The 25,794-nt window shown below is 49.0% G+C and carries 20 protein-coding genes; 1 reads left to right on the forward strand and 19 read right to left on the reverse strand.

The window, feature by feature from the left end:
* Positions 1 to 49: 49 nt before the first annotated feature.
* The 5 genes from K6T23_RS13905 to mce all read right to left on the reverse strand — a co-directional run bounded on the left by K6T23_RS13905 (position 50) and on the right by mce (position 5,450).
* Positions 50 to 1,312 carry a DNA polymerase IV gene (locus K6T23_RS13905; protein WP_238281428.1) on the reverse strand — a complete coding sequence of 421 codons (1,263 nt, stop codon included), beginning with the start codon at positions 1,310 to 1,312 and terminating at the stop codon, positions 50 to 52.
* Between the two features lie 15 nt (positions 1,313 to 1,327).
* Entirely contained in the window at positions 1,328 to 1,795 is a 468-nt protein-coding gene (locus tag K6T23_RS13910) for a chemotaxis protein CheW (RefSeq protein WP_056535521.1), read from the reverse strand.
* A gap of 141 nt (positions 1,796 to 1,936) precedes the next feature.
* Positions 1,937 to 3,064 (reverse strand): tripeptidase T, encoded by a 1,128-nt coding sequence (locus tag K6T23_RS13915; RefSeq protein WP_238281430.1) that lies wholly within the window; start codon positions 3,062 to 3,064, stop codon positions 1,937 to 1,939.
* A gap of 419 nt (positions 3,065 to 3,483) precedes the next feature.
* The gene (locus K6T23_RS13920) at positions 3,484 to 5,031 is read right to left on the reverse strand and encodes an acyl-CoA carboxylase subunit beta (protein ID WP_056535514.1); all 1,548 of its coding nucleotides are present in this window, start codon (positions 5,029 to 5,031) and stop codon (positions 3,484 to 3,486) included.
* Positions 5,031 to 5,450 carry a methylmalonyl-CoA epimerase gene (gene mce / locus K6T23_RS13925; RefSeq protein ID WP_056535511.1) on the reverse strand — a complete coding sequence of 140 codons (420 nt, stop codon included), beginning with the start codon at positions 5,448 to 5,450 and terminating at the stop codon, positions 5,031 to 5,033. Before mce ends, K6T23_RS13920 begins: the two co-directional genes overlap by 1 nt.
* A 176-nt stretch (positions 5,451 to 5,626) precedes the next feature.
* Between mce and prli42 the strand changes: the two genes are divergently transcribed.
* Positions 5,627 to 5,722, forward strand: a complete 96-nt coding sequence (gene prli42 / locus K6T23_RS13930) for a stressosome-associated protein Prli42 (RefSeq protein WP_148795406.1) — start codon at positions 5,627 to 5,629, stop codon at positions 5,720 to 5,722.
* Between the two features lie 17 nt (positions 5,723 to 5,739).
* Here the strand turns inward: prli42 and K6T23_RS13935 are convergent, their stop codons facing one another.
* From K6T23_RS13935 to buk, 14 genes are all read right to left on the reverse strand, one after another.
* On the reverse strand, positions 5,740 to 6,729 hold the full coding sequence (locus K6T23_RS13935; RefSeq protein WP_053426647.1) for an aromatic acid exporter family protein: 990 nt from the start codon (positions 6,727 to 6,729) through the stop codon (positions 5,740 to 5,742).
* A gap of 173 nt (positions 6,730 to 6,902) precedes the next feature.
* Positions 6,903 to 7,619 carry an amino acid ABC transporter ATP-binding protein gene (locus K6T23_RS13940; RefSeq protein WP_056535505.1) on the reverse strand — a complete coding sequence of 239 codons (717 nt, stop codon included), beginning with the start codon at positions 7,617 to 7,619 and terminating at the stop codon, positions 6,903 to 6,905.
* On the reverse strand, positions 7,612 to 8,271 hold the full coding sequence (locus K6T23_RS13945; protein ID WP_053426645.1) for an amino acid ABC transporter permease: 660 nt from the start codon (positions 8,269 to 8,271) through the stop codon (positions 7,612 to 7,614). Before K6T23_RS13945 ends, K6T23_RS13940 begins: the two co-directional genes overlap by 8 nt.
* A 48-nt stretch (positions 8,272 to 8,319) precedes the next feature.
* Positions 8,320 to 9,096 (reverse strand): transporter substrate-binding domain-containing protein, encoded by a 777-nt coding sequence (locus K6T23_RS13950; RefSeq protein WP_053426644.1) that lies wholly within the window; start codon positions 9,094 to 9,096, stop codon positions 8,320 to 8,322.
* Between the two features lie 175 nt (positions 9,097 to 9,271).
* The gene (locus tag K6T23_RS13955; RefSeq protein ID WP_053426643.1) at positions 9,272 to 9,709 is read right to left on the reverse strand and encodes a BrxA/BrxB family bacilliredoxin; all 438 of its coding nucleotides are present in this window, start codon (positions 9,707 to 9,709) and stop codon (positions 9,272 to 9,274) included.
* A gap of 70 nt (positions 9,710 to 9,779) precedes the next feature.
* Positions 9,780 to 10,805, reverse strand: coding sequence for a methylmalonyl Co-A mutase-associated GTPase MeaB (gene meaB / locus K6T23_RS13960; protein WP_238281431.1), 1,026 nt, complete (start codon positions 10,803 to 10,805; stop codon positions 9,780 to 9,782).
* A complete protein-coding gene (gene scpA / locus K6T23_RS13965) occupies positions 10,805 to 12,961 on the reverse strand; it encodes a methylmalonyl-CoA mutase (protein ID WP_056538406.1) in 2,157 nt (718 codons plus the stop codon). The genes meaB and scpA overlap by 1 nt, the downstream gene beginning before the upstream one ends.
* Positions 12,945 to 14,684, reverse strand: coding sequence for a methylmalonyl-CoA mutase family protein (locus K6T23_RS13970; RefSeq protein WP_238281433.1), 1,740 nt, complete (start codon positions 14,682 to 14,684; stop codon positions 12,945 to 12,947). Before K6T23_RS13970 ends, scpA begins: the two co-directional genes overlap by 17 nt.
* Positions 14,685 to 14,836: 152 nt before the next feature.
* Positions 14,837 to 19,162 carry a S8 family peptidase gene (locus K6T23_RS13975; protein WP_238284440.1) on the reverse strand — a complete coding sequence of 1,442 codons (4,326 nt, stop codon included), beginning with the start codon at positions 19,160 to 19,162 and terminating at the stop codon, positions 14,837 to 14,839.
* Between the two features lie 507 nt (positions 19,163 to 19,669).
* The gene (locus tag K6T23_RS13980) at positions 19,670 to 20,950 is read right to left on the reverse strand and encodes a dihydrolipoamide acetyltransferase family protein (protein WP_238281435.1); all 1,281 of its coding nucleotides are present in this window, start codon (positions 20,948 to 20,950) and stop codon (positions 19,670 to 19,672) included.
* 30 nt (positions 20,951 to 20,980) lie between these two features.
* The gene (locus tag K6T23_RS13985; protein WP_056535493.1) at positions 20,981 to 21,964 is read right to left on the reverse strand and encodes an alpha-ketoacid dehydrogenase subunit beta; all 984 of its coding nucleotides are present in this window, start codon (positions 21,962 to 21,964) and stop codon (positions 20,981 to 20,983) included.
* A gap of 14 nt (positions 21,965 to 21,978) precedes the next feature.
* Positions 21,979 to 22,977, reverse strand: a complete 999-nt coding sequence (locus K6T23_RS13990; protein ID WP_056535490.1) for a thiamine pyrophosphate-dependent dehydrogenase E1 component subunit alpha — start codon at positions 22,975 to 22,977, stop codon at positions 21,979 to 21,981.
* Between the two features lie 199 nt (positions 22,978 to 23,176).
* A complete protein-coding gene (gene lpdA, locus K6T23_RS13995; protein ID WP_079516350.1) occupies positions 23,177 to 24,601 on the reverse strand; it encodes a dihydrolipoyl dehydrogenase in 1,425 nt (474 codons plus the stop codon).
* Between the two features lie 14 nt (positions 24,602 to 24,615).
* The gene (gene buk, locus K6T23_RS14000) at positions 24,616 to 25,725 is read right to left on the reverse strand and encodes a butyrate kinase (protein WP_056535484.1); all 1,110 of its coding nucleotides are present in this window, start codon (positions 25,723 to 25,725) and stop codon (positions 24,616 to 24,618) included.
* Between the last annotated feature and the right edge of the window lie 69 nt (positions 25,726 to 25,794).

Below are 25,794 nucleotides of genomic sequence, written 5' to 3' on the forward strand. Positions count from 1 at the left end.
AAAGCAAAGGGTTCAAATCATATGCGATTTGAACCCTTATAAGTTGCCCTTACTCCCTCAGAAAATCCTTATTAAAGCTTGTGTCGGTTCTCGTGTCGGTTTTCGTGTCGGTCCGGGAACCTTTGCTCCCCTTGATGCCCCTTGCAATGGAATCTTTTCCGTACTTGTCCTGGAGATCGGAAACGACTTTATACAGAGGCTCTTTTTCTGCTTCCTTTTTGTAGGAGAAAAGGTCAAGCTGTTCCGTTGCTTCGCTCTTTTCCACCACGTCCTGGGCTGTTACCCCCAGGAGCCTCACGGGTTCCCCGTTCCAATGTTTCATGAACAAGGCCTTTGCCACTGTGAAGATATCCTCTTTCTTCCCTACCGGGTTCTCAAGTTTCCGGCTCCTGGTGATGGACTTCCTGAACTTGTCCTTGATCATCACCTGAATCGTCATCCCGAGGACATCCTTCTGATGGAGCCTTGAGGCGACTTTCTCACTGAGTTGCAAGATCACGGCCAACAGATCGTGTTGATTGGTGGTATCTTTCGGAAGCGTAGTGGAGTTCCCCACACTTTTATAATCATAGATTGAATCGGGGTCGACGATCCGCCTGTCGATCCCATTGGCTTTTTCCTTGAGCCGAAGCCCGTTGATCCCGAGGCGGGACTTCAGTTGAATATCGTTGGCGAAGGCGAGGTCCCTGCAGGTCTCGATCCCCATCCCGTTCAACTTCAATGCTGTTTTCTCTCCGATCCCGTGCATGTCAATGACCGGAAGCGGCCAGATTTTCGCGGGTAGATCACGCTTTCTCAGGACCGTGATACCCATAGGCTTCTTCATATCCGAAGCCGTCTTGGCCAGAAACTTATTAGGGGCGACACCGATACTGCAGGGAAGATCCAGTTGAGAAAGGATCTGTGATTGGATCTGACCGGCAATTTCTACCGGTGAACCCAGTTCAAACGAATCGGTGATATCCACATATCCCTCATCGATGGAAACGGGCTCCACGAGCTCAGAATACTGCCTTAAAATATCAAACATGCCTTTGGAGGCAGATCGGTAGCGCTCGAAATTCGGACGCATGACAATCAGCTCCGGACAGAGTCTTTTCGCCTCCCAGACGGGCATGGTGGTTTTTACACCGAAGCCCCTCGCCTCATAGCTGCAGGTGACGACGATCCCCCTCCGTTCCTCGGGGTTCCCGGCTATGGCCAGCGGCTTCCCTTTCAGGGTTGGGTCATATGCCATCTCCACGGATGCATAGAAGCTGTTCATATCAACATGGAGGATTACCCGTCCATTTTTAGGATAAAAATTTTTCATACGATCGCGTCTTTCTTAGTTGGATTGCACTTCTTGTTCCGTGACATAAGTTTGGATTTCAGTAATGCCCTTCAGTCCGGCCACCAATCGATCGGGATCGATCTGGGTGAGCATGCGATCCTCGAGATTGATGATGCCGGAGAAGTAGTCAGCCTTCCCGTATGCAAGCAAACCGACCTGAGTGAGGGCCGCATCGGAAAACTCGAGGATTTCCTTGGCTTCTTTCACAAGGAGGCCAATCGTCATGATTTCACTCTTCACCACGATAAGAAACGCATCGGTTCGGTCGAGTGATGAAGAATAAAGGATTTCTGCAAGATCAAAGACAGGAATGAGTTCACCCCTTACCTTTGTAACCCCAAGCACAAATGATGGGAGATGGGGAATCGGGTTGATTCCCTCGGATTTTTCAATAGAAACAATGGTATCAACGGGAAGGGCATACTCTTCCTTCCCTGCGTGAAAAACAATGACTTTAGCCATGAACTGACTCTCCTCTCCGTCCGTCTTTTGACCTGGACGCTCGTCTTCCTTTTAATGTACCATAGATTGCCATGTAAGGGGAGTCAGAACAAAAGGTCCACCAGCAAGCGCGCTGATGAACCTTTTTCTTTGGAGCCGGTATTATTTAGAAGATGCTGCTTCTTCCACGATGGCAATGACCATCTCAGCCAATTTGTACAGCTCTTCAACAGGCATTCTTTCATTTTTCGTGTGGATTTCTTCATATCCCACAGCTAGATTGACCGTCGGGATGCCGAAGCCTGCGATGACGTTCGCATCACTGCCCCCGCCACTTGTTTGAAGCTCACTCGGGCGCCCCACTTTTGCTACGGCACGTTTTGCCACTTCTACGACTTCATCCCCATCGGAGAACTTGAATCCTGGATACATGACTTCAATCTCCACTTCCGCTTTGCCACCCATTTCGTCGGCTGCTGCATGGAATGCATCTTTCATTTTTTCTACTTGCGCTTCCATTTTTTCAGGAACAAGGGAACGTGCTTCTGCCAAGATATCGACTTGCTCGCAAACGATATTCGTTGCCTTTCCGCCTTCGAAGCGTCCGATATTCGCCGTCGTTTCTTCATCGATACGACCGAGCGGCATCTTCGAGATGGCTTTTGAAGCGATGGTGATGGCGGATACGCCTTTTTCAGGAGCAACCCCGGCGTGTGCTGTAATGCCGTAAATCGTCGCTTTCACTTTCGCCTGGGTTGGCGCAGCCACGATGATATTCCCGACTTTCCCATCGCTGTCAAGGGCAAAGCCATACTTCGCCTTCACGAGTGAAGAGTCGAGGGCTTTAGCTCCGACAAGGCCCGATTCTTCCCCTGCCGTGATGATGAACTGGATGTCACCGTGCTCGATGTTGTTTTCTTTCAACACTCTTACGACTTCGAGCATGGTAGCAAGACCAGTCTTATCATCGGCCCCAAGGATTGTCGTACCATCCGAATAGATATAGCCATCTTCCTTCAGTTCAGGCTTGACACCCTTAGCAGGAACGACAGTATCCATATGGGAAGTGAAGTAGATCGTGTCCGCACCTTCCTTTGTTCCTTTGAGGTTGCAGATCAAGTTACCGGCACCGTGTCCCGTTACACCTGTCGTATCATCCTCGAACACATCCACACCAAGTTCGGTGAATTTTGCGGTCAATACTTTCGCAATCTCCGCTTCGTCCTTTGTTTCAGAATCGATCTGGACCAATTCCATGAATTCATTCAATAAACGCTCTTGATTGATCATATTCGTACCTCCAACATTATGTAATCACTCTACTAGTATAGCGCTAATACCCCGGCGTCACAAATAGAGTGCTTTCATGCAGGCCGGAACTTTCCCCATTTGAGCGGATGGTGGCAGGATAACCTCTTTGATTGTCGGAATAGGGAAAGCCGCTTACGCTTTTCTTTCTGTCTAGCTCCGGCGGCTTGAGGCTCGAGGTCATAAGTCTAATCACTCAAAAAGGCACAGAACGCCTTTCCGAGTGATCCGCCTTATGCTTGTCGCCTCAGTTCGAGCCGACTACGCTTTTCTTTCTGTCTAGCTCCGGCGGGGTGACCCTCGAGGTCATAAGTCATTCGACCCAAAAAGGCACAGAACGCCTTTGTGGGTTGAATAACTTATGCTTGTCGGGTCAGCCCTCCCCGCCTACGCTTTTCTTGTTACAGTGGGATGTTTCCGTGTTTCTTTTTGGGGCGGTCTTCTTTTTTGTTCCTCATCATGTCGAGGGCCTGGATGAGTTTGATCCGGGTTTCCCTTGGGTCGATGACGTCGTCGACCATGCCGCGGGATGCTGCAACGTACGGATTGGCAAATTTTTCACGGTATTCTTCGATCTTTTGTTCCCTGACTGCTTCGGGATTGTCGGATGATGCGATTTCCCGGGCAAAGATGACGTTCGCTGCCCCCTGTGGACCCATGACCGCGATTTCCGCGTTTGGCCATGCAAATACGAGGTCTGCTCCGATGGATTTGGAGTTGAGTGCTACATAGGCTCCCCCGTATGCTTTTCGGAGGATGACGGTCATTTTTGGCACGGTTGCTTCGGAATAGGCATAGAGGATCTTGGCCCCATGTCGGATGATGCCGCCGTGCTCCTGTTTGATGCCAGGGAAGAAACCGGTCACGTCTTCGAAGGTGATGAGGGGGATATTAAAGGAATCACAGAATCGGATGAATCTCGATGCCTTATCAGATGAATCGATATCAAGTCCGCCTGCCATGACCTTCGGCTGATTGCATACAAGGCCGACGACTTCTCCCTTGATCCGTGCAAGACCGACGACGATGTTCTTGGCGAACTCTTTTTGAACCTCCATGAAGCTTCCTTCATCGACCACTTGATTGACGACCGTCCGCACGTCATACGGACGGATGGCATCGAACGGGATGATGTCGGTGAGATCCGGTCGATAATCATCTGATTCGCCTGAATCGATACGAGCTGGTCTCTCCTCATTGTTTTGTGGAAGATAGGTGAGTAATCTCCTGACGTCGCTCAGCACTTCTTCCTCGGTTTTGCCCCTGAAGTGGGCATTGCCGCTGATCGAGTTATGAACTTTTGCCCCTCCAAGATTCTCTGCGCTGATCTTTTCACCGGTCACGGTCTCGATCACCTTCGGGCCGGTGATGAACATCTGACTCGTATCATCGACCATAAAGACAAAATCCGTGATGGCAGGGGAATACACCGCCCCTCCTGCACAAGGTCCCATGATGACGGAAATCTGAGGGATGACTCCCGAGTAGATGGCATTCCGGTAAAAGATGTGCCCGTAACCGTCGAGGGACACGACGCCCTCCTGGATCCGTGCTCCGCCAGAATCATTCAGTCCGATGAAGGGGGCTCCATTTTTAACAGCAAGATCCATTACATGGGAGATCTTTTGTGCATGCATTTCACCCAGGGCTCCCCCAAACACGGTGAAATCCTGAGAAAACAGATAAATGGGCCGTCCATCCACCTTTCCATATCCAGTCACGACCCCGTCCCCCGGTCCTTTCATTCCTTCCAAACCGAAATCGATGCTTCTATGTTCAATGAAAGGGTTCAATTCCACAAAGGTTCCCTCATCAACGAGCAATTCGATCCGCTCACGTGCTGTCAGCTTTCCTTTGGCATGCTGCTTGTCAATCCGCTCATCTCCACCCCCAAGCTCCACTTCGCGCCTGCGCTCATATAGTTCGTCAATTTTCTCATAAATATCCATTATGTTGTCTCTCCCTTCGATGCCTTTTTCTCACAGAGTTCATAGAGTACGCCTTTGGATGATTTCGGATGAAGGAATGCAACAGAAGCCCCTCCAGCACCCGTTTTCGGGTTTTCATCTATCATCCGGACGCCTTTTTCTTTAAGCTCCTGGATCCTCTCTTCGATTGTTTCTACAGAAAATGCTATATGGTGAAGCCCCTCTCCCCTTTTCTCAATAAATCCTGAGACAGGGCTTTGATCAGAAATAGGCTCCAATAGTTCAATCTTAAGATTGCCGGCATCGAGGAAAGCCACTTTCACCCCTTGATTGGCTACCTCCTCGACCTTTAAAAGCGGAATGCCCAGCACACCCTCGTAGAAAGGAAGTGCGTCTTCTATAGAGCGGACAGCCACTCCGATATGATCGACTTTCTTCATTCTCTCATCCCCTTGTTGTCACTATCACCACTATCCTATTTCCATAAATGTTGTCGAAATTCCTCCTATAAGCACAAAAAAAGTAAACGTTTTCTCAACTCAGAATCCTTGTTATATTGAAGATTTCACGATAAAATGATGAGTAACTACGCGAACAGATTGGAGCGAACCATTACATGGGCAATAAGAAAATCCAACGAATCATCGTATTCATCATGTTATTCGCCATGATCGCATCCACCATCATGGCCGGATTGACATTCCTGCTATAGCCATACAAAAAAGTCCGCTACGACGTAGCGGACTTTTTTGTATGGAAGGTTCGTGATTTCTTGATTCCTTTGAAGGAGCTTTTCAACTGCAGATATTCCTCCATTTCACGGACGAACTGATAGAGAGCGGCTCTCGTCTCAAATTCTTCGCGCGTCTTGGGAAGTTCCATCTGTTCGAATTCGACTTTCATATCATAGAGCATTTTCAAGTAAAAGAGAGCGGTGTTTCCGGGATGGATATGATCCCGCAGTTCTTCAAGGAAATCGGCGATCCGGTGGCCCTGTTCCACGGTTTGTGAAAGTGAAGCTGCAATGGGCAGGATCCGCTGAAGAATATAAAACTGCTTTTCCCTCATTTTAAAATACAGATAGTACAGATTTTCATGGCGCAGGAAGTGATTTTCCACGTCTTTGAATGCAAGGGTCTTCGCTTCCCTGAGAAGCTTCTCCGTTTCCGTGATTTCCTTCCCGTCCCATTTGCCATCATTCGTTTTAAGATAATTGATCATTTCACAAAAGATCTTATAAAAGTTCTCTTCGATCCGTTCTTGATATTCCACCAGCTTGGTTTCGACACTGGGCATATAGAGATTCATCAAAAGGGCAATGCCGATTCCCGTCAAAATGATCCCGAGCTCATTTTCATACAACCCAAGGGAGACGCTCCCTGCGGAATATACGTGAAGGATGATGACGGAACTCGTTACGATTCCCTCAGAAATGTTGAGCGCAACGGTGATTGGAATGAAGATGAGGAGTACGAGTCCGATCACGGCAGGATGATAGGAGATCAACTCAAAGAGGGCACCTGACATAAGCATGGCGATGACACATGCCAGAAATCGGCTCCAGGACGCATTGATGGATTTCTTCTTCGTATTCTGGATACAGAGGATCGTCAGGATCCCTGCGGATACGAAGTTGTCCAGGTGAAGCCACTGGGCCACGCTGATGGCAAGCGCTGTCCCTATACCGGTCTTTAGGGTGCGGTATCCAATTTTAAGCATAGGTATTTTCAATCTATATGTCACAACCTTTTCTATCGATTGATTTTGGCTTCTTATAGAATACCACATTTCAAGTCGGGCGATGCCCGATTCAAAACCTTAATTGAATTAGAAATAGTGTGACAGCCGCTCCAAAAGAAAAACGGAGCCGCTCAGGCAGCTCCGTTATGGCGTCACAGTATTTTTTCAAGGAAGACCTTGCCCCTTGTGCTGGTTGGATTTGAAAAGAATTCTACAGGATTTCCTTCTTCCAGTATGATCCCGTCGTCCATGAATACGACCCGGTCCGCCACTTCCCTGGCAAATCCCATCTCATGAGTGACGATCACCATCGTCATTCCGGAATGAGCGAGTGCTTTCATGACGTCGAGTACTTCTTTAACCATTTCAGGGTCCAGGGCAGAGGTGGGTTCATCGAAAAGCATCACTTTCGGCTCCATGGCCAGTGCCCTTGCAATGGCTACCCGCTGCTTCTGTCCGCCGGAAAGACGGTTGGGGTATTCATCACACTTCTCTTTCAACCCCACTTTCGTCAGTAGTTCCATTCCTGCCTTGGCTGCCTGATCCTTTGAGACTCCCTTTACACGAACAGGTGCATACGTCACATTTTCAAGGACGGTCAAATGGGGGAAGAGGTGAAAGTGCTGGAACACCATCCCGACTTCCTGACGAACTTTCCCGATATTCTTTTTGCTCACCAGTTGTTCTTCAAAATGAATATCACCGGATGTCGGCTCCTCAAGGAAATTAAGGCAGCGGAGAAGGGTTGATTTTCCCGATCCCGAGGGGCCGATTACGGCTACCACTTCCCCTTTCCCGACGGAAAAGTCGATGCCCTTCAATACGTTTAATTGTCCAAAAGACTTATGGATGGATCTTCCCTTAATCATTGCCTTTCAGTCTCCTTTCAATAAGCTTCCCGATGAATGTCAAGATGATGACGAGGACGTAGTAGATCAGCCCTGCGAACAGGAGAGGCTCGAAAAAGGAATATAGATCGCTCCCCACCATATACGAACGCCTCATGACATCTGCTGCACCGATCACCGTCACGATGGCCGATTCTTTCGTCAACGTGATGAACTCATTCACAAGTGCAGGCAGGATATTCTTGATCGCCTGAGGCAGGATGATGTCCATCATCATCCGCGGATAGGAAACACCAAGGGCCAGTGCCGCTTCTTTCTGACCCTTATCGACTGCATTGATACCAGCCCTGATGATTTCAGAAATGTAGGCGGCTGAATTCAGTGAAAACGCCAGGATGGCCGCGACGGAGGCCTCGATCTGGGTTCCGAACAGCTGTGGAGATCCATAGAAGATGATCATGAGCTGGAGGACAAGCGGCGTCCCGCGGAAAATGGACGTGTATAAGTCCGCCAGAATGATAAGCGGTTTGATCCGGCTGATTTTCAATAGGGCCAAGAGGATCCCGAATAAGAAACCAAGAACCGCGGCGATGGCGACAATTTTCAATGTAACCTTCAACCCTTCAAGAATGAAAGGAATGGAAGGCGTGAGCTGTGCGAAATCTAGTGGCATGCTATCTCCTCCAAGTAACCGGGGAAGGGAATCCCCTTCCCTTCAACCTTATTCTTCGTTGTCGAACCATTTTTCGGCAAGCTTATCGAGCTCTCCGCTGTCTTTCAATTTTTTCAATTCATCATTGAATTCTTTCGTAAGCTTACTTTCTTTCGGGAAGGCGATGGCGTATCCTGACTCTTCCTCATCCACAGGCATGGTCACACCTTGGAGACTGTCTTCTTTATCAAGGTATCCTTTTGCCACCGTATTCTCGATGATCAAGGCATCGAAACGGCCATTTTGCAGATCCTGGATGAGCTCTGGAATCCGGTCCCTGCTTTCGACCTTTACATCCATGCTTTCGGCAAGTGACTTCGCTGCATCTTCCTGGATCGATCCAAGCTGTACACCTACTGTCTTCCCGTCAAGATCCTTTTCCGATTTGATTCCACTTTCTTTCGTCGAAATGATCATATCTTCGGCAGTATAATATACATCACTGAAATCAACGTTTTTTTTACGCTCCGGTTTGACACTCATGGCAGACATAACGAAATCCACCTGTTTCGTCTTCAAGGCAGTGATCAGACCGCTGAATTCCATGTCCTTGAATTCCACTTCATAACCAAGCTCGTCTGCAATCATATTCGCTACATCAATATCGTACCCTACGATTTTGGAGCTGTTGGCCGTATCAACAAATTCAAACGGTTTATAATCTGCCGAAGTCCCCATCACGAGTTTCTTCGGATCTCCTGTTGTAGTCTCGTCTTTGTTCGTCCCGCATGCCGCCAAAGAGAAAGTCAGTGCGACAGCCGCTGCAGATAGTAATATCTTTTTCATGTGTTATGCCCCCTGTATTTGAATATTTATAAGTGATAATGAATAATTATTGCATAAAAGTATTTTAGCAAATTACGAGCGTTATGCAAGACTATTTTCACATATTTTAAGAAGTTTGTATATTCTGATATTTAACTTCTTAAAAAATCCCCATCTTTCTAGATGGGGATTTCGCTTATACTTCTTCGCAATATTCGTCAAAGTACGACTGCAGTTTCGAAACGACCGACATTGGATCATGTCCTTCAATTTCATGACGCTCTACCATCTTGAGGATCTGACCATCCTTCAGCAGAGCAAATGATGGAGAGGAAGGTGGGTATCCTGTGAAATAACTGCGGGCTTTCGCTGTTGCTTCCTTATCCTGACCGGCAAATACCGTAACGAGTCGATCCGGGCGTTTATCATAATGGATGGAATGGGCCGCAGCCGGACGAGCAATCCCTCCCGCACAACCGCAAACAGAGTTCACCATTACGAGGGTGGTGCCTTTTGATGTGAGGGCCTGATCGACATCCTCTTCGGTTGTCAGCTGTGAATAGCCTGCCATTTCGATTTCCTGGCGTGCCTGCCGGACAACATCATTCATAAGTAAATTAAAATCTATATCCATGTGGATCTCTCCTTTTCCTTTTCAGCATATCCTTATCATACCAATGAACCTACTGTGGTTTCAATAAAATTCACCTGATCCCGCTCTTATACAGAGTCAATAGTTCTTCAATCGCCTTTGTCGTCGTTGTCTCCGAATGTTTCAGCCTCTCTTCCATCAGGGGGAGCGCTTCCTTGATCTTCTCATTGAACAGAAAGTCTGTCAAAACCCGCTCTTTCAGCATGGTATGGAACCATTCTTCTTTTTGCTTTTCCCTCCTGCTGTCAAAGACGAGTGACTTCTTCATCTTTTGTTCGAACGTACGGATCAGCTGCCAGAGTTCGCTCAGCCCCTCCTTTTTCAGGGCGGAACACGTGTGTGCGCCTGGAGTCCACCCTTTTGTGGCAGGCGTAAGAAAATGCAGGATCTGATTCAATTCTTTTTTCGTCTTCTCTGCAAGAGAGCGATTCTCTCCGTCTGCCTTGTTCACGACGATGGCATCGGCGAGTTCCATGATTCCCTTTTTCATCCCCTGAAGCTCATCACCAGCGCCCGTAATGACAAGAAGCATGAAAAAGTCCACCATTTGCCGGACAAGCACTTCACTTTGTCCGACGCCCACGGTTTCAATCAGGATGACTTCATACCCAGCTGCTTCACACAGAAGGAGCGTCTCATTCGTCCGACGGTGGACGCCCCCGAGGGTTCCGGCCGTCGGGGATGGCCGGACGAAGGCCAGGGGATTTTTTGAGAGGAGCTCCATACGGGTCTTATCCCCAAGTATGCTGCCCCCGCTTAAAGACGAGCTCGGATCGATGGCAAGGACCGCCACCTTCATCCCTTCCTCGCACAACATCTCTCCCAATTGCTCGATGAATGTGCTTTTTCCTGCGCCGGGTACGCCCGTGATACCGATCCGTAACGAATGGCCCGTATACTCGAGCAACTCCTGCAATAGCTGTTGACCTACCGCATAATGCTTAGGGGAACTGCTCTCGATGAGGGTGATGCCCCTGGCAAGGGAGGCCCTGTTCCCTTGAAGGATGCCTTCTTTCATCTCCTCGATTGGGATCGGCGCAACCTGTTTCTTGACGAACTTCTTTTTAGAAGGTGCCATCACTCCACCACTTCCTCGTATCCGAGAACACGGTAGATCTCTTTGATTACTTTTTGAGCGGCCACAGGGATGATGGTGCCCGGTCCGAAAACAGCGGATGCCCCGTTGGATAGAAGGAATTCATAATCCTTCGCGGGAATAACCCCGCCGATCACCACCAGGATGTCCTCCCTTCCAAGTGCCTTCAGCTCTTTCACGAGCTCGGGAAGGAGCGTTTTATGGCCGGCTGCGAGGGAGCTGAATCCGACCACATGGACATCATTCTCCACAGCTTGAAGCGCCGTTTCTTCGGGAGTCTGGAACAGGGGGCCGATGTCTACATCGAAGCCGAGATCGGCAAAAGCCGTGGCAATGACCTTGGCTCCCCTGTCATGCCCATCCTGTCCCATCTTCGCGATGAGGATACGGGGTCTCCTTCCTTCATTTTCAAGGAATTCCTCTGCCATCCCCTGCACTTCGAAGATCTCCTGTTCATTGGAGAAATTGGAGCTGTATACCCCGCTGATGCTCCGGATCGTGGCTTTATGCCGGCCGCATGCCCTTTCTACAGCATCTGATATTTCTCCAAGCGTCGCTCTTGCACGTGCGGCTGCCACCGCACGGTCAAGAAGGTTTCCGTTCCCGGAAGCTGCTGTTTCAAAGAGATCATGGAGTGCCTTTTGAACCACTCCCTCATCTCGGGTTTCTTTTAGCTGTCGGATTCTCTCCACCTGTTTCAGCCTGACCGCCGTGTTATCGATATCAAGGGTATCAATCGGATCCTCATGATCGAGTCTGTACCGGTTGACCCCGATGATGGCTTCTTCTCCGGAGTCGATCATTGCCTGCCGCCGAGCAGCTGCTTCTTCGATCTTCATTTTCGGGAGGCCCGTTTCAATGGCTTTGGTCATCCCTCCCAGTTCTTCGATCTCCTCAATATGTTCCCATGCCCGCTCCATGAGTTCACGGGTAAGGGATTCCACATAATAGGAACCTGCCCATGGATCGATGACTTTGGTGATTCCCGTTTCCTCCTGGAGGTAGAGCTGGGTATTCCGGGCAATCCGCGCCGAGAAATCAGTCGGCAGTGCAATGGCTTCGTCCAGTGCATTCGTATGGAGCGATTGCGTATGTCCCATGGCGGCGGCATGGGCTTCGAGAAGGGTCCGTGTGACATTATTGAACGGATCCTGCTCGGTCAGACTCCATCCGGAGGTCTGGGAATGGGTACGAAGGGCGAGAGATTTTGGGTTGGCCGGTTCAAATGTTTTCATCATCTTAGCCCATATTCGCCTGGCTGCCCTCATCTTTGCGACTTCCATGAAGTAGTTCATCCCGATCGCCCAGAAGAAGGATAACCTCGGTGCGAATGAATCGATTCCAATGCCTGCCTTCAACCCTGTTCGCACATAGTCAAGGCCATCTGCCAGGGTGTAGGCAAGCTCGATATCCGCCGGTGCACCCGCCTCCTGCATATGATAGCCCGAGATGCTGATGCTGTTGAACTTCGGCATATGGGTGGCTGTATAATCAAAAATATCCGCAATGATTTTCATCGACATTTCGGGAGGATAGATATACGTATTCCTGACCATATATTCTTTCAAAATATCATTCTGAATTGTTCCGGAAAGCTTCTCCCTGCTTACCCCCTGCTCTTCAGCTGTGACTATATAGAAAGCCAAAATGGGAAGCACGGCTCCGTTCATCGTCATGGACACAGACATCTGATCAAGGGGGATCCCGTCAAAAAGGATCTTCATGTCGAGGATCGAATCAATCGCCACCCCCGCTTTTCCAACATCACCCAGTACTCTCGGGTGATCGGAGTCATATCCCCGGTGAGTGGCAAGGTCGAAGGCGACGGACAACCCTTTTTGCCCCATGCTCAGATTCCTTCTGTAGAAGGCATTGCTTTCCTCGGCAGTGGAAAATCCAGCATACTGCCTCACCGTCCACGGACGGGATACGTACATGGTCGGATAGGGCCCTCTCGTAAAAGGGGCCATTCCCGGGAGATCATTCAAATGCTCGCTGCCGTCCAAGTCACGTTCGGAATAGCGGGACTTGACCTCAATGGATTCGTTTGTTGTATAAGAACGATCATATTTGTTCCCTTTTTCACCGTTCACGGAAGCAAACGGGTCGATGGCAGACCAATCAGGTTTGTTCATCATCATTCATTCCCTCCTCCCAGATGGATAGTAATCGGTCCAGCTTCTCCAGGGCATCCATTCCCTTGCGGATCGAACCATTTATCCCAGGAGCGGTTCTCGCCCCTGCGATGTCCAGAGTAATCCCTGGATCAATGGCCATGATCGATTCGGACGCTTCAGGCAGGAAATGGTCGTACTCTACGTCCGTTCCACAGATGACATAGTAGGAATACCTTGTTTCCTCTATGAATCTCAGGATCTCACTTTTTGTATGGCACGGACTGCTTTCCTTCGTGTATATGCCCCCGACGGCCAGGAATCCTTTTGTAAAATCGGCTCTCGCCTTATAATCCTTCCAATCCCCCAGACCGATGATGCCGGCAATCGGTTTTGATCCCCTCTCTGCAATCCGCTGGGCCCTCACCCGGAGACGTTCATATGGAAAGGAAAGGCGCCCGGGCAGATCGTCCTCCACAGATAAGAGCGTGTCTTCAGGATTTGCGTATGCATTTGTCCCAATCAGCGTGCTTTTACCTGAAGAAATGTCATTCAATCGTTCAGCGTGCACCGCTTCAAGATCACGTACAAGGTCCCCGCTCTCGATGTAAGGGATGACCCCTCCAGACTCTTGGATCCGCACGAACTCTTTCCATGCTCTCCGACCGACTTCCTCGGTCAGCCATTCGATATAATACGATCCGGCACCCGGATCAATCACTTTGTCCAGATGGGATTCCTCCCCGATGATCATGGGGATATTCCTCGCCATCCGTTCTCCGAGAACACTTCCGCCACTCCCGTCAAACGGTTGAACATCGATATAATCCACGCCTCCAAGCGTGGAGGCAAATGCTTCTCCACCGCTTCTGAGCATATTGACGTATGGATCCAATCGGGATTTATTCAGTGATGACGTTTCGGCACTCATGCTTCCCCGTTCTGTTGAATCATCTCCGTATGTTTGAATGACGGTCTTCCAAAGGGATGAGAATGCCCTCATCTTCGCCACTTCCATGAAGAACTGACTGCCTACGGCGAAATGAATATGGATTTTGTCTGCAATTTTGTCCATCGTCCATCCTTCCTTCAACAGGATGTCAATGTAGGCCACTCCTTCAGAAAGAGCCAGTGCAAGTTCCTGCACCGCATGGGCACCTTTACTGTGATACGCTGAAAGATCTATTATGATGGGCTTTAAGGCAGGTGCAAAATCATGGATGGTTTCCAGATTCCTTATCCAAGCTGGAACATCCCAATATCCCCCAGAAAAGAGTCCTTGAGATACGGGATCCCAACCGAACACTCCTGAGAAGGCCCCGCCTTTTTCCGCCTTCCACGCATTCATCAATGAAAAATCCCGATCGGTGAGGAAGAATGCATCGGCATCTTTTCCCTTTTCAAGGATCTTCTCCATGAATGAAGGGAAGCCTTCGGGATCGAGATCATCCCCTCTGAAGGAAATGCACTCCTGTCCTTTCTCCAGCGCCTCTTCCAATGCTTTGAACAACCCTTCCCAATTGTTGCGCCAAATGCGCGGGGCCACTTTTGGGCTCCTGCGCTGTGATGTTGCCGCTAACTTGGAAGGAAGATCATCTTTTGTATATAAAGGCTTAAGTATTATGCCTTCGTAGGTTTCTGTCCGGAGGGAATCAACGGATTTCCCCTTCAAAGCCGATTCTGCGGCTGTCTTCCACTCCTCGACGGTACGTGCTTCAAATTCCTGCTCCTTCATCTCCCGCAGCATGAAACTCCCCCTATAATGTAATCGTTTACAAATATGAAGATTCGAAATGTTTTCTCTTTACTATTTTAGTATATAGAAAGAAGCCGTCAGGTTCAATGCGGGCATATGAAAAAACGTCCCGGGAGACAATCCCGGGACGTTCCTTGTCACCATTACTTTTTCGCGTTGATATACAGCTTTCCTTCAGCGCGTTTCGTTTCTACATTTCCGAAATCATCTTCTACTTTCACTTCCACGACTGCTCCAGGAGCTTTCACGTTGGAAGTCGCTGTGTAATAGCCTTCATAATGACCTTCAGAAGTCTCCCTCATTGGAAGTTCTGTCGCATTCGAGGTCATACTGCGGGCATTCGTTAATGGCATATGGAGAACGAATGTCGCATCTAGTCCAGGCTCACTGTCAAATTCGATCTTGACGGATTCGCCTGATTTCAGTTCCTTATCTTCTCCAGGAAGCACGTTGGAAATCTCAAGATCCCCGTATTTAGCCTCGATTGTGACTTTTTTCGTGGTTTTGTTGCCCGCCTTGTCTTGAGCAACAACTTTAATGACGTTTTCACCTTGTTCAAGAAGGATTCGATGGCTGAATGCTCCATCCTTCACATCTGCTTTTTTGCCGTTCACCTTCACCCAATCAAGATTGTCGTCAGACACAGTCCCTTTGACGGTAACCGTTTCTTTATTGGTTTTGGATTTATCGGCAGGAGATGTGATGGAAAGCTCAGGCTTTTCTTGATCAAGGATGATGGTAACAGGTTCGGATGCCCCTGTTTGCCCCTGCTCAGTGGAAGCCTTGGCCGTCAGTACATTTTCCCCTTCCTGCAGGCTGACATCAGCAGCGAATTTACCTTGACTGTCTGCTGTTGTCGTCGCCGCTTCTTCATCACCATTCAAGATGATGACGTCTGTGTCAGGAGCCGATGTTCCTTCCACTTTCACCTGATCCTTATTCGTGAATGAACCATCTTCAGGTGATGTAATGACCGGCTCTTTCACTTCATAATTTACGGTTGCACGGATCATATAGTTTCCTTCTTCTTCAGGAGACGGCGACCATGCCCCACTTACACGCTGCCAGCTGCGTGCAGCATATTCCCCGTCTTCATCTGTTGCAAGCCCAGGTGCGTTCGGGTTGGCTTTTGTCTGCGTGTAGACCATGTAGAAGTCACCATCGACCATGATGCCTTCATCACTGAGATCAACCTGGGTCCACTGACCGTTACGCAGGGCTTCCCCTTCGAATGGTCCGGCAAGTTTCTTGCCTGGAGCACCATCTGTACCGCTTGCATCATAAACTTCCACTTCAAACTCGGTTCCACCCGGCACCGGCCATTCTGTATCCCAGAATCGGAACAGACCGCCAGTGACAAGGGCTGTATCGTTTCCTTCAGCAAGGGACATCTTCACAGCCCATGAATTACCTGCTGCATTATAGGCACGTGCATTTTCAGCCGTACCGTCATCGTAGCCGATTTCTCCAGGATATCCGATGAATGGTTTCAGTGCAAAATCCTTCGTAGCGGATTCTCCACCTTCAACCGTGACCGTATCTTCTTGACTGTAATAGTTAGGAGCAACCACTTTGACCGTATAATCACCTTCATATGCGTTCAGCTCATATCGCCCGTCAGCATCCGTTTGGACAGGTTGAACAACTGCATCTTCAAGGATCATGACCGTTGCATTTGCAACAGGATCCCCGGTCAATTGATTCGTGATCGTACCCGTGACGGTTCCTTTAGGAATTTCTTCAAGGGTGAAGTTGGCAGTCGTTGTACTGTCTGCTTCAATCGTCACACTCTGAGTCTGGGAACGGAATCCGTAGGTTGATGCCTGCAGGGTGAAATCACCAGCTGCATGAGCGATCTCATAGGATCCTGTTGCCGGATTTGTATAGACACTTCGTCCAGTTTCCAAAACAGATACTTCTGCTTGAAGTGGAAGGAGGACAGGTGCCGGCGCTTCCTTGCTTTGATCTTTAGCCGCAGGCTTTTCAACCTGGATCTTGGCTGGATCTACTTTCGGCTTTTTGGAAACAGAAGAAGCGGCATCCTTCTTTGAATCCAATCCAAGGCTCATTTTCTTGGATGGCTGCAGGGATGAATCGGTCAGCTTGACATCATCCAAGTACCAACCTTGCTTCTGCACACTTCCATCGCTTGTTACATTGAATGCAATGTAGATGCGTTGACCTGCGTATTCACTCAGATCCACTTCTCCATCGATCCAACCGTTCGTCGTTCCGTTGACGCGGAGCGCTTGTGTCCACTCTTTGCCGTCTGTAGAGACGAATACATGACCGAAATCATATCGGGTTTCAAGATCATGCCACTGTTTGAACTGGAGGAAGCTATCTCCTTCAGGCAGATCGACCGGTGGCATCTGCAGGGACATGTTCGCGCTGTTTGCATAATTACCATCTAGCTTTGTAGCATACACTTTTTCACCAGAGGCTGCATTTCCCGGTCCGGAAGTAGGGATTCCCCATTCCCAGCTATTCCCGTTTCCATAAGAGAACCAGCCAGCAGGTTCAGATTCGAAGTCCTGCTCGTAACCGACCGAAATCCCAGGAAGAAGTTCCAGGGAATAGTCATCTGTGGAAACCTCATTCCCACCAAAGTCTACCGCTGTCCATTTATAAATCACGCTGTCCCTATTCAACGCATCAGCAGGGATGACTGCTTCGTAGGTGCCTTTAGTGAAGTCGCCACTTTTACGCTTTGCGTCGACATCCACCCACTCACCATCAGCATTTTCATACGACAGCTTAACGGATGTGACACTGACGTTATCCGTTGCTTCAGCTTCCAATTTCAAATCCATACCTTGGTAGACATCTGTCGGTTGTTCATGGTTGATGGTCGGTGCTTCTGTGTCATCGCCTTCTTGCGCGACCTGACCACTCACCTTACCAAGACCGTTCATGATGGAATTGACTGCATCGAATGCGTTGACAAGACCATTCCCGAATCCGTTGTTCGGCACATCAGGATACGTGCCGTTCGTCAATGGTACAGCAGTCGTGTTCAAGATTTCCTCAATCTGATTGACTGTCAGGTTGGCGTTCACCTGTTTCAGTAGGGCTACAACAGCTGAAACGTGAGGTCCCGCCATAGACGTCCCGTTCCATCCGCCTTCGTATGTCCCGCCTGGAACGGAAGATCGGATGTTCACACCCGGTGCTGCGATATCCGGCTTGATTTCATCATAAGGTGATGGACCAAGCAGGGAGAAGCTTCCTAGGTTATTATTGATATCCGTTGCCCCGGTTGCATAGGACTCAGGATAGTTTGCAGGGTTCGCAATGGAACCAGGACCGCCAGGATTCGTAAGGGTCGTATTTCCTGCTGAGAACTCTGGGAAGATTTCCGCCGCTCTCCACGCATTGACCATTTCACGATACCATTCGTCAAGTCCTTTCCCACCGCCCCATGAGTTGTTAACAACGTCCGGAGCTTTTTCAGGATGTGGATTGCCCTCAGCATCTTTTGGTGCAAGGATCCATTCACCTGCAGCCAATAGATCGGCATCCGTCCCACCTTGGGAAGTGAACGCTTTGACAGCGATCCATTTCGCACCAGGAGCTACTCCGATCTGATTGGAACCATTGGGCTCGTGTCCGACCATCGTACCGGTTACGTGCGTTCCATGTCCCTGATCATCATATGGTGTGCCCTGGCCGGCTGTCGCATCGAACCAGTTGAATTCATTGTTAGGCGTATTCGGGTTTTGTGGATCGAACCCTCTGTACTGTTCCTTCAACGCCGGGTGATCCCACTGGACCCCGGTGTCGATGGAAGCGACAACGGTACCTGATCCATCAATGCCCATGTCCCATACGGCAGGAGCACCGACTTTGTCGATATTCCATTCGACGGCAGCCGTTTCACCTTTCTTCTTGGAGGTTTCCTTCTCTTTTACCACCTCAGGCTTATTGAGCTGACGTACTTCATTCGGAAGGATCTTCTCAACTTCAGCATAGGTGGAAAGCTTCTCCATGACTTCTTTCGTACTTGTTACGGCCATGCCATTGACAACATAATAGCTTTGAATGTCTTTGACTGCACCGGATTTTTTTTGTTTGGTTAAGTATTCTTTTACTTCTGCTTGCGTTTCAAGTGAGGTAGCACGAAGCTCTGAAACAACGAGATTCCGCTTCAACAATTTACTGTTGTTGGCAGAAAGCTTTTGCTTCTTGGCATTTTTTTCCGCTTTCTCGGCGATTTTTAACGTATCTACCTGCTCCTTGAATTTTACTAAGTATGTGACGTGCTTATCTTTGTCGAATTGTTTCTGGAGCTTTGATGTGATCTTGGATTGTGGAGACACTTTGGCAGAATCTTTTACTGAAGTCGATGGCTTTTCCTTTTGAGCGGCACTGACAGCCCCTGCGTTAAAAGGAAATAATAGTGGAACGAACATCGCTAGTGTCAAAATGATGGATAACCATTTTGCTCTCTGTCTTCTTCTTCCCTTCATCCAATTCCCTCCGTTTGGTTTCATTTTGGTTTTCCGGTCATGATCTCCTTTCATTTTCATTTCACCTGGTAAATAGTAGGTGCTGAACCAAACATAACCAAAGGTTCCTGTCGAATGTTGTAGAGGAATGTCATATATATTCCTAATATTCTGAAAATAAATAGAAAGACTTAGGGACCCCTTTACGAATCGTGACGAAGGGTGTATTAATGAATGACCATTCACCTATCACATCCCTTATTTTACCGCTTTATATGGGCCATTCGACTATTCCTTACAAATAGGACACAATAATTCCTCATTAAGTCACATTTGGGATTATTGATAAAACCCATTTAGCCTATCGTCCTATTCTGACTGAATAATTCACCTTATGAAATATTCTTCTATAACTAATCCGTGCCATTTGCCTATACTTCCCTCCATTACCTCCTCTCCCTTCACCCTAAAGTCTCATGAAACACCATATAAAAAAGGACCCTCCTCCCAGGAAGGGCCCTTTCTCATTTAGTAGATAGAAGTCGTTTCTTTCGAAGTGTTCTCGAGGATTTCTTTCACTCGCTGCAGGAATCGTCCGCATACAAGTCCGTCCAATACGCGGTGATCCAGGGACATACAGAGGTTCACCATGTCCCGCACGGCAATCATTCCGTTGTTCATGACAACAGGACGCTTAACGATCGATTCCACCTGAAGGATCGCTGCTTGAGGATAATTGATGATTCCCATTGATTGCACTGATCCAAAAGAACCCGTATTGTTCACTGTAAATGTACCACCCTGCATATCTTGGGAAGTCAGTTTCCCGGTTCTTACTTTTCCAGCAAGCTCGGTGATTTCCCTTGCAATGCCTTTAATGGTCTTTTCGTCTGCATTCTTGATGACCGGTACATAGAGGGCATCATCGGTTGCAACGGCAATCGACAGATTGATATCCTTTTTCTGGATGATCTTATCGCCCGCCCACATGGAATTGATCTGCGGGTACTCTTTCAGCGCCTGTGCAACGGCCTTGACGAAGAATGCGAAGAAGGTAAGATTATAGCCTTCCTTCTGCTTGAATTCTGTTTTGAGGGAATTGCGGTAGTCGACCAAGTTGGTGACATCCACTTCCATCATCGTCCAAGCATGGGGAGCTTCATGCTTGCTTCGAAGCATATTGGCGGCGATGGCTTTCCGGATTCCGGTCACAGGAATTTCAATATCACCCGGTAAGGTCGGTATATCCGGTGTCTGTGGAGCAGGTTTTTTGGACGGCTGTGCCGGTGCTCCTTGTGATGGTGATTCCTGTTGCGGAGAGGCCTTCGGTGCCTCGCTCGCCTGAGGGATGTTGCCTGACTCTATGATTTTTTTAAGGTCTTTTCTTGTAATCCGGCCGCCGGCACCTGTTCCCGTCACCTGGGTCAGGTCGATTCCGTTTTCCTGGGACATTTTCAGGACGGCAGGAGAATATCTGCCTTTATTGCTTGTATCCGCTGAGGCAGGTGTAGACGGTGTTGTTTCTTCTTTCTTTTCCACCTTTTCTTCAGCAGGAGCATCATTGCCCCCCTCTAATTCAATCGAACAGATGAGCTCTCCGACTTCAAGAGTGTCACCTTCTTCGGCAAGGAGTTCCTTGATGACCCCTGTAAAAGAAGAAGGTACTTCTGCATTGACTTTATCCGTTTGCACTTCAGCAATCGGATCATATTTATTGACCGTATCTCCCGGAGACACCAGCCATTTGCTGATCGTCCCCTCGGTTACGCTCTCGCCTAACTGAGGCATTTTCATTTTTTCAATCCCCATGAGGATCCCTCCTTATCATACGGTGATACGTTAAAATTCAGCCAATTCCCTCATTGCTTTTTCCACTTTATCAGGGTTGATCATAAAGTGTTTCTCCATTGTCGGAGCATACGGCATGGCAGGTACATCCGGACCGGCAAGACGCTTGATTGGAGCATCTAGGTCGAACAAGCAGTGTTCTGCGATGATGGCAGACACTTCACCCATGATGCTTCCTTCTTTATTGTCTTCCGTTACAAGCAGTACTTTACCCGTCTTGGATGCGGCTTCGATAATCGCTTCTTTATCGAGTGGATAGATGGTGCGAAGATCCAGGATATGTGCTTCGATGCCGTCTTGGGCCAGCTTTTCTGCTGCTTGGAGGGCAAAGTGGACGCAAAGACCATAGGTAATGACCGTAATGTCTTCTCCTTCGCGCTTCACATCTGCTTTTCCGATGGGAAGCGTATAATCGTCCTCTGGCACCTCGCCTTTGATGAGGCGGTAGGCCCGCTTATGTTCAAAGAACAGTACTGGGTCTTCATCACGGATCGCTGCCTTCAGAAGGCCTTTCACATCATAAGGCGTTGAAGGCATGACGATCTTCAGACCTGGCTGGTTGGCAAAGACCGCTTCTACTGATTGGGAATGATAAAGGGCTCCGTGTACTCCTCCGCCATATGGTGCGCGGATGACCATCGGACAGCTCCAGTCGTTGTTGGAACGATAGCGGATTTTGGCCGCTTCGGAAATGATCTGGTTGACAGCAGGCATGATGAAATCAGCAAACTGCATCTCAGCAATTGGTCTCATCCCGTACATGGCAGCTCCGATCCCAACACCGGCAATGGCCGACTCGGCAAGGGGCGTATCGATGACGCGCTCTTCCCCGAATTGATCATATAGTCCGTGAGTCGCCTTAAAGACGCCTCCTTTTTTGCCGACGTCCTCGCCGAGGACAAATACTTTTTCGTCTCGTTCCATTTCTTCTCTCATGGCCAATGTTACGGCATCAATATAAGACATTACTGGCATAGTGGTTCTCCCCCTTACTTCTCTTCTGCGTAAACATATTTCATGGCGGATTCCGGCTCTGCATAAGGAGCAGCCTCTGCGTAATCCGTTGCTTCATTCACTTGTTTCATCACGCGGTCATTGATTGTTTTCTCCAGCTCATCGTCCATGACACCCGTTTCTTTTAAATAGGCACCGAACGTAATGATCGGATCATTGGTTTTCGCTTTCGCCACTTCATCTGGAGATCGGTAGCTGCGGTCATCGTCATCTGAGGAGTGTGGAGTCAGGCGGTAGGAAACCGTCTCGATCAGAGTAGGCCCTTCTCCGCGTCTTCCGCGATCAGCCGCTTCCTTGACCACTTTATACACTTCGATGGGGTCATTTCCATCAACGGTGATTCCTGGCATGCCATATCCGATGGCACGGTCTGATACTTTCTCACATGCCAACTGCTTCTCGATTGGCACCGAGATTGCATATTTGTTGTTTTCACACATGAAGATGACCGGAAGTTTATGTACACCGGCAAAGTTTGCTCCTTCGTGGAAGTCCCCTTGGTTGGACGAACCTTCACCAAACGTCACAAAGGTCACAAGATCTTTTTTCTCCATTTTCCCTGCGAGTGCAAGTCCCACAGCATGCGGCACCTGGGTGGTTACCGGGGATGAACCCGTGACAATCCGATTTTTCTTTTGACCGAAATGACCAGGCATCTGACGACCGCCTGAGTTCGGATCTTCTGCTTTGGCAAAGCCTGAAAGCATCAATTCTTGAGCCGTCATCCCGAACGTGAGGACAACGCCCATATCACGATAGTACGGAAGAGCATAGTCCTTCTCTGTATCAAGTGCAAAGGCTGCACCCACCTGGGCGGCCTCTTGGCCTTGACAAGAAATGACGAATGGGATCTTCCCTGAGCGGTTCAACAGCCACATCCGCTCATCAATTCTCCTGGCGAGGAGCATAGTTTCATACATTTCTACTACTTTCTCATTGGAAAGTCCTAATTCTTCATGACGATTGCTTGCCATTTTTTCAACCTCCTACAGCGTTTATGGATAGCAGGGTGCCTTCTGTCAGGTCCCTGTGTAATGATATGTTCGAGCCGCTTTTGTGCGGCGGGGCTTAGGGGCTCGAGGTCATAAGCTGTTCTGATCAAAAAGGCAAAGGACGCCTTTCCGCTCAGCCCATCTTATGCTTGTCGCCCCTGAGCAAAGCCCCTCCGCTTTTCTAGCCATGTATGGCTTTTCCGTCTACTGCCAGGGCGGCTTCGCCTATGGCTTCTGAGAGGGATGGATGCGGGTGGATGGTGTGGGCGATTTCCCACGGTGTTGCGTCAAGTACTTTGGCGAGTCCTGCTTCGGAGATCATGTCGGTGACGTGTGGACCGATCATATGAACGCCCAGGAGGTCATCCGTTTCCTTATCTGCGACGATCTTGACGAATCCGTCTGATTCTCCGTACACAAGGGCTTTCCCGATGGCCCTGAAATTGAATTTCCCGACTTTGACGTTATGACCTTCGTCTTTTGCTTGCTGTTCGGTCAATCCTACACTGGCGATTTCAGGACTGCTGTAGATACATTTGGAAATAAGCGTATAGTCGATTGGATGAGGCTTTTGATCAGCCAGATGCTCCACTGCCGTGATCCCTTCATGTGAGGCGACGTGGGCAAGCTGTAAGCCACCTATCACATCACCGATTGCATAGATATGGGATTCTTTCGTTTGGTAGTATTCATTTACTTCGATGAACCCTTTTTCCACTTTGATATCTGTATTTTCAAGGCCGATTCCTTCGACATTTGCCTGACGTCCAACGGAAACGAGGATTTTTTCCGCTTCGAAGGTTTTTGTTTCGCCTTTGTGCTCGGCACTGATTGTGACACTTCCCGCCCCTTTGTTCAGCGTATCAGAGAGGACTTTCGCGCCAGTGACGATCTTGATGCCTTTTTTCTTCATCAATCGCTGCATTTCTTTGGCGATATCTTTATCTTCTGTCGGTACGATGGTGTCCGCATACTCGATGACCGTCACATCCACATCAAAATCTGATAGCATGGATGCCCATTCGATCCCGATGACCCCGCCTCCTACAATGATGATGGATTTCGGCAAGGTTTCAAGGGAAAGAGCTTCATCGGAAGATAAGACAGCCGTTCCGTCAATATCCAGCCCCGGCAGTGAGCGCGGGCGGGAGCCTGTTGCCACGATGACATTTTTCGGAATGAGCATGGCGTTTTCTTCACCGTTGTTCATTTCGACTGAAATGGTTCCGGGCATCGGTGAGAATATGGATGGCCCAAGGATCCTTCCAAGTCCTTCGAAGACATCGATCTTCCCTTGCTTCATCAAGTGTTGGACACCTTTATGAAGGCCTTCGACGATGCTTTCTTTACGCGCCTGCACTTTAGGGAAGTCAAGTTCCACTCCGTTGATTTTCACCCCGAAATCTTCACTGTGCTTAGCCGTTGCATAAACTTCAGCACTCCTTAGAAGCGCTTTACTCGGAATACATCCCTTATGGAGGCATGTTCCTCCCAGTTTCCCTTTTTCCACGATTGCTGTTTTCAGACCCAATTGAGATGCACGGATGGCGGCGACGTAACCGCCTGTTCCTCCACCCAGAATGACAAGATCATATTCTTCAGCCATTGTTCATGACCTCCTTATTGTATCCGGGCCTCACTTTTTGACGTTCCCGGATATTCTTTGTATTCTTCTTCACTTTTGAGGACGCGCAGTGCCCCTTCGGCAAGGGCTTGAAGTTCATTTTCACCGGGTTGGATGATGACATCGGCGATCCAGTTGATCCTTTTGGAAATGGCCTTGACGAACCCTTTTCCGTATGCAAGCCCTCCCGTCAGGATGATGGCATCCACCTTGCCGCTCAGCACGGCACTGGCCGCTCCGATTTCCTTGGCAATTTGATAAGCCATGGCATCATAGACGTGCCGGGCTTTTTCATCGCCATGTTCGATCATCTTTTCTACTTTCACTGCATCGCTTGTACCGAGGTAGCCTACAAGACCACCCTGTCCAACAAGCTTCTTCATGATCTCCTCGCGGTAGTAATCACCTGAAAAGCACAGGTCAACAAGATCCCCGGCAGGGACTGTCCCTGCACGTTCAGGGCTGAATGGACCGTCGCCGTGCAGTCCATTATTGACGTCGATCACCTTACCGAGATGATGGACACCAACGGTGATTCCACCTCCCATATGGGTGATGATCAGGTTCAGCTCTTCATATTTCTTACCGAGCTGCTTGGCCACCCTTCTTGCTACCGCCTTCTGGTTGAGGGCATGGAAGATACTTCTGCGCTCGATCAGGGAGAATCCTGACACCCTGGCAAGAGGCTGGAGCTCGTCCACTACCACCGGATCGACGATATAGGATGGGATATTGAGTCCGGATGCGATTTCGAATGCCAGGATGCCTCCGAGATTCGATGCATGCTGACCGGATACACCTTCTCTGAGGTCGCAGAGCATCTCTTCGTTCACAAGATAGGTTCCACCTTCAATGGGCTTCAAAAGGCCACCCCGTCCACAGACGGCACTCAGTTTGGAAATGTTGATCCCTTCTTCATCGAGGGCTTCGAGGATCGTATGCTTGCGGAACTCATATTGATCGATGATGGTCGGATATTGATTGATGGTTTCCGTTTCATGACGGATCGTTTTTTCAAAAACGGAACGGTCTTCATCGAAGACCCCGATTTTTGTCGATGTGGATCCCGGGTTGATGACTAGGATCCGGTGCTTGATTTCTTGCACAGCAGTAACCTCCAATAGGGCGAATTATATCTTTATTCTCTCTATTCCAAGGACCCCCTGATGACAAAA

This window comes from Rossellomorea marisflavi, from assembly GCF_022170785.1.
Taxonomy (GTDB): domain Bacteria; phylum Bacillota; class Bacilli; order Bacillales; family Bacillaceae_B; genus Rossellomorea; species Rossellomorea marisflavi_B.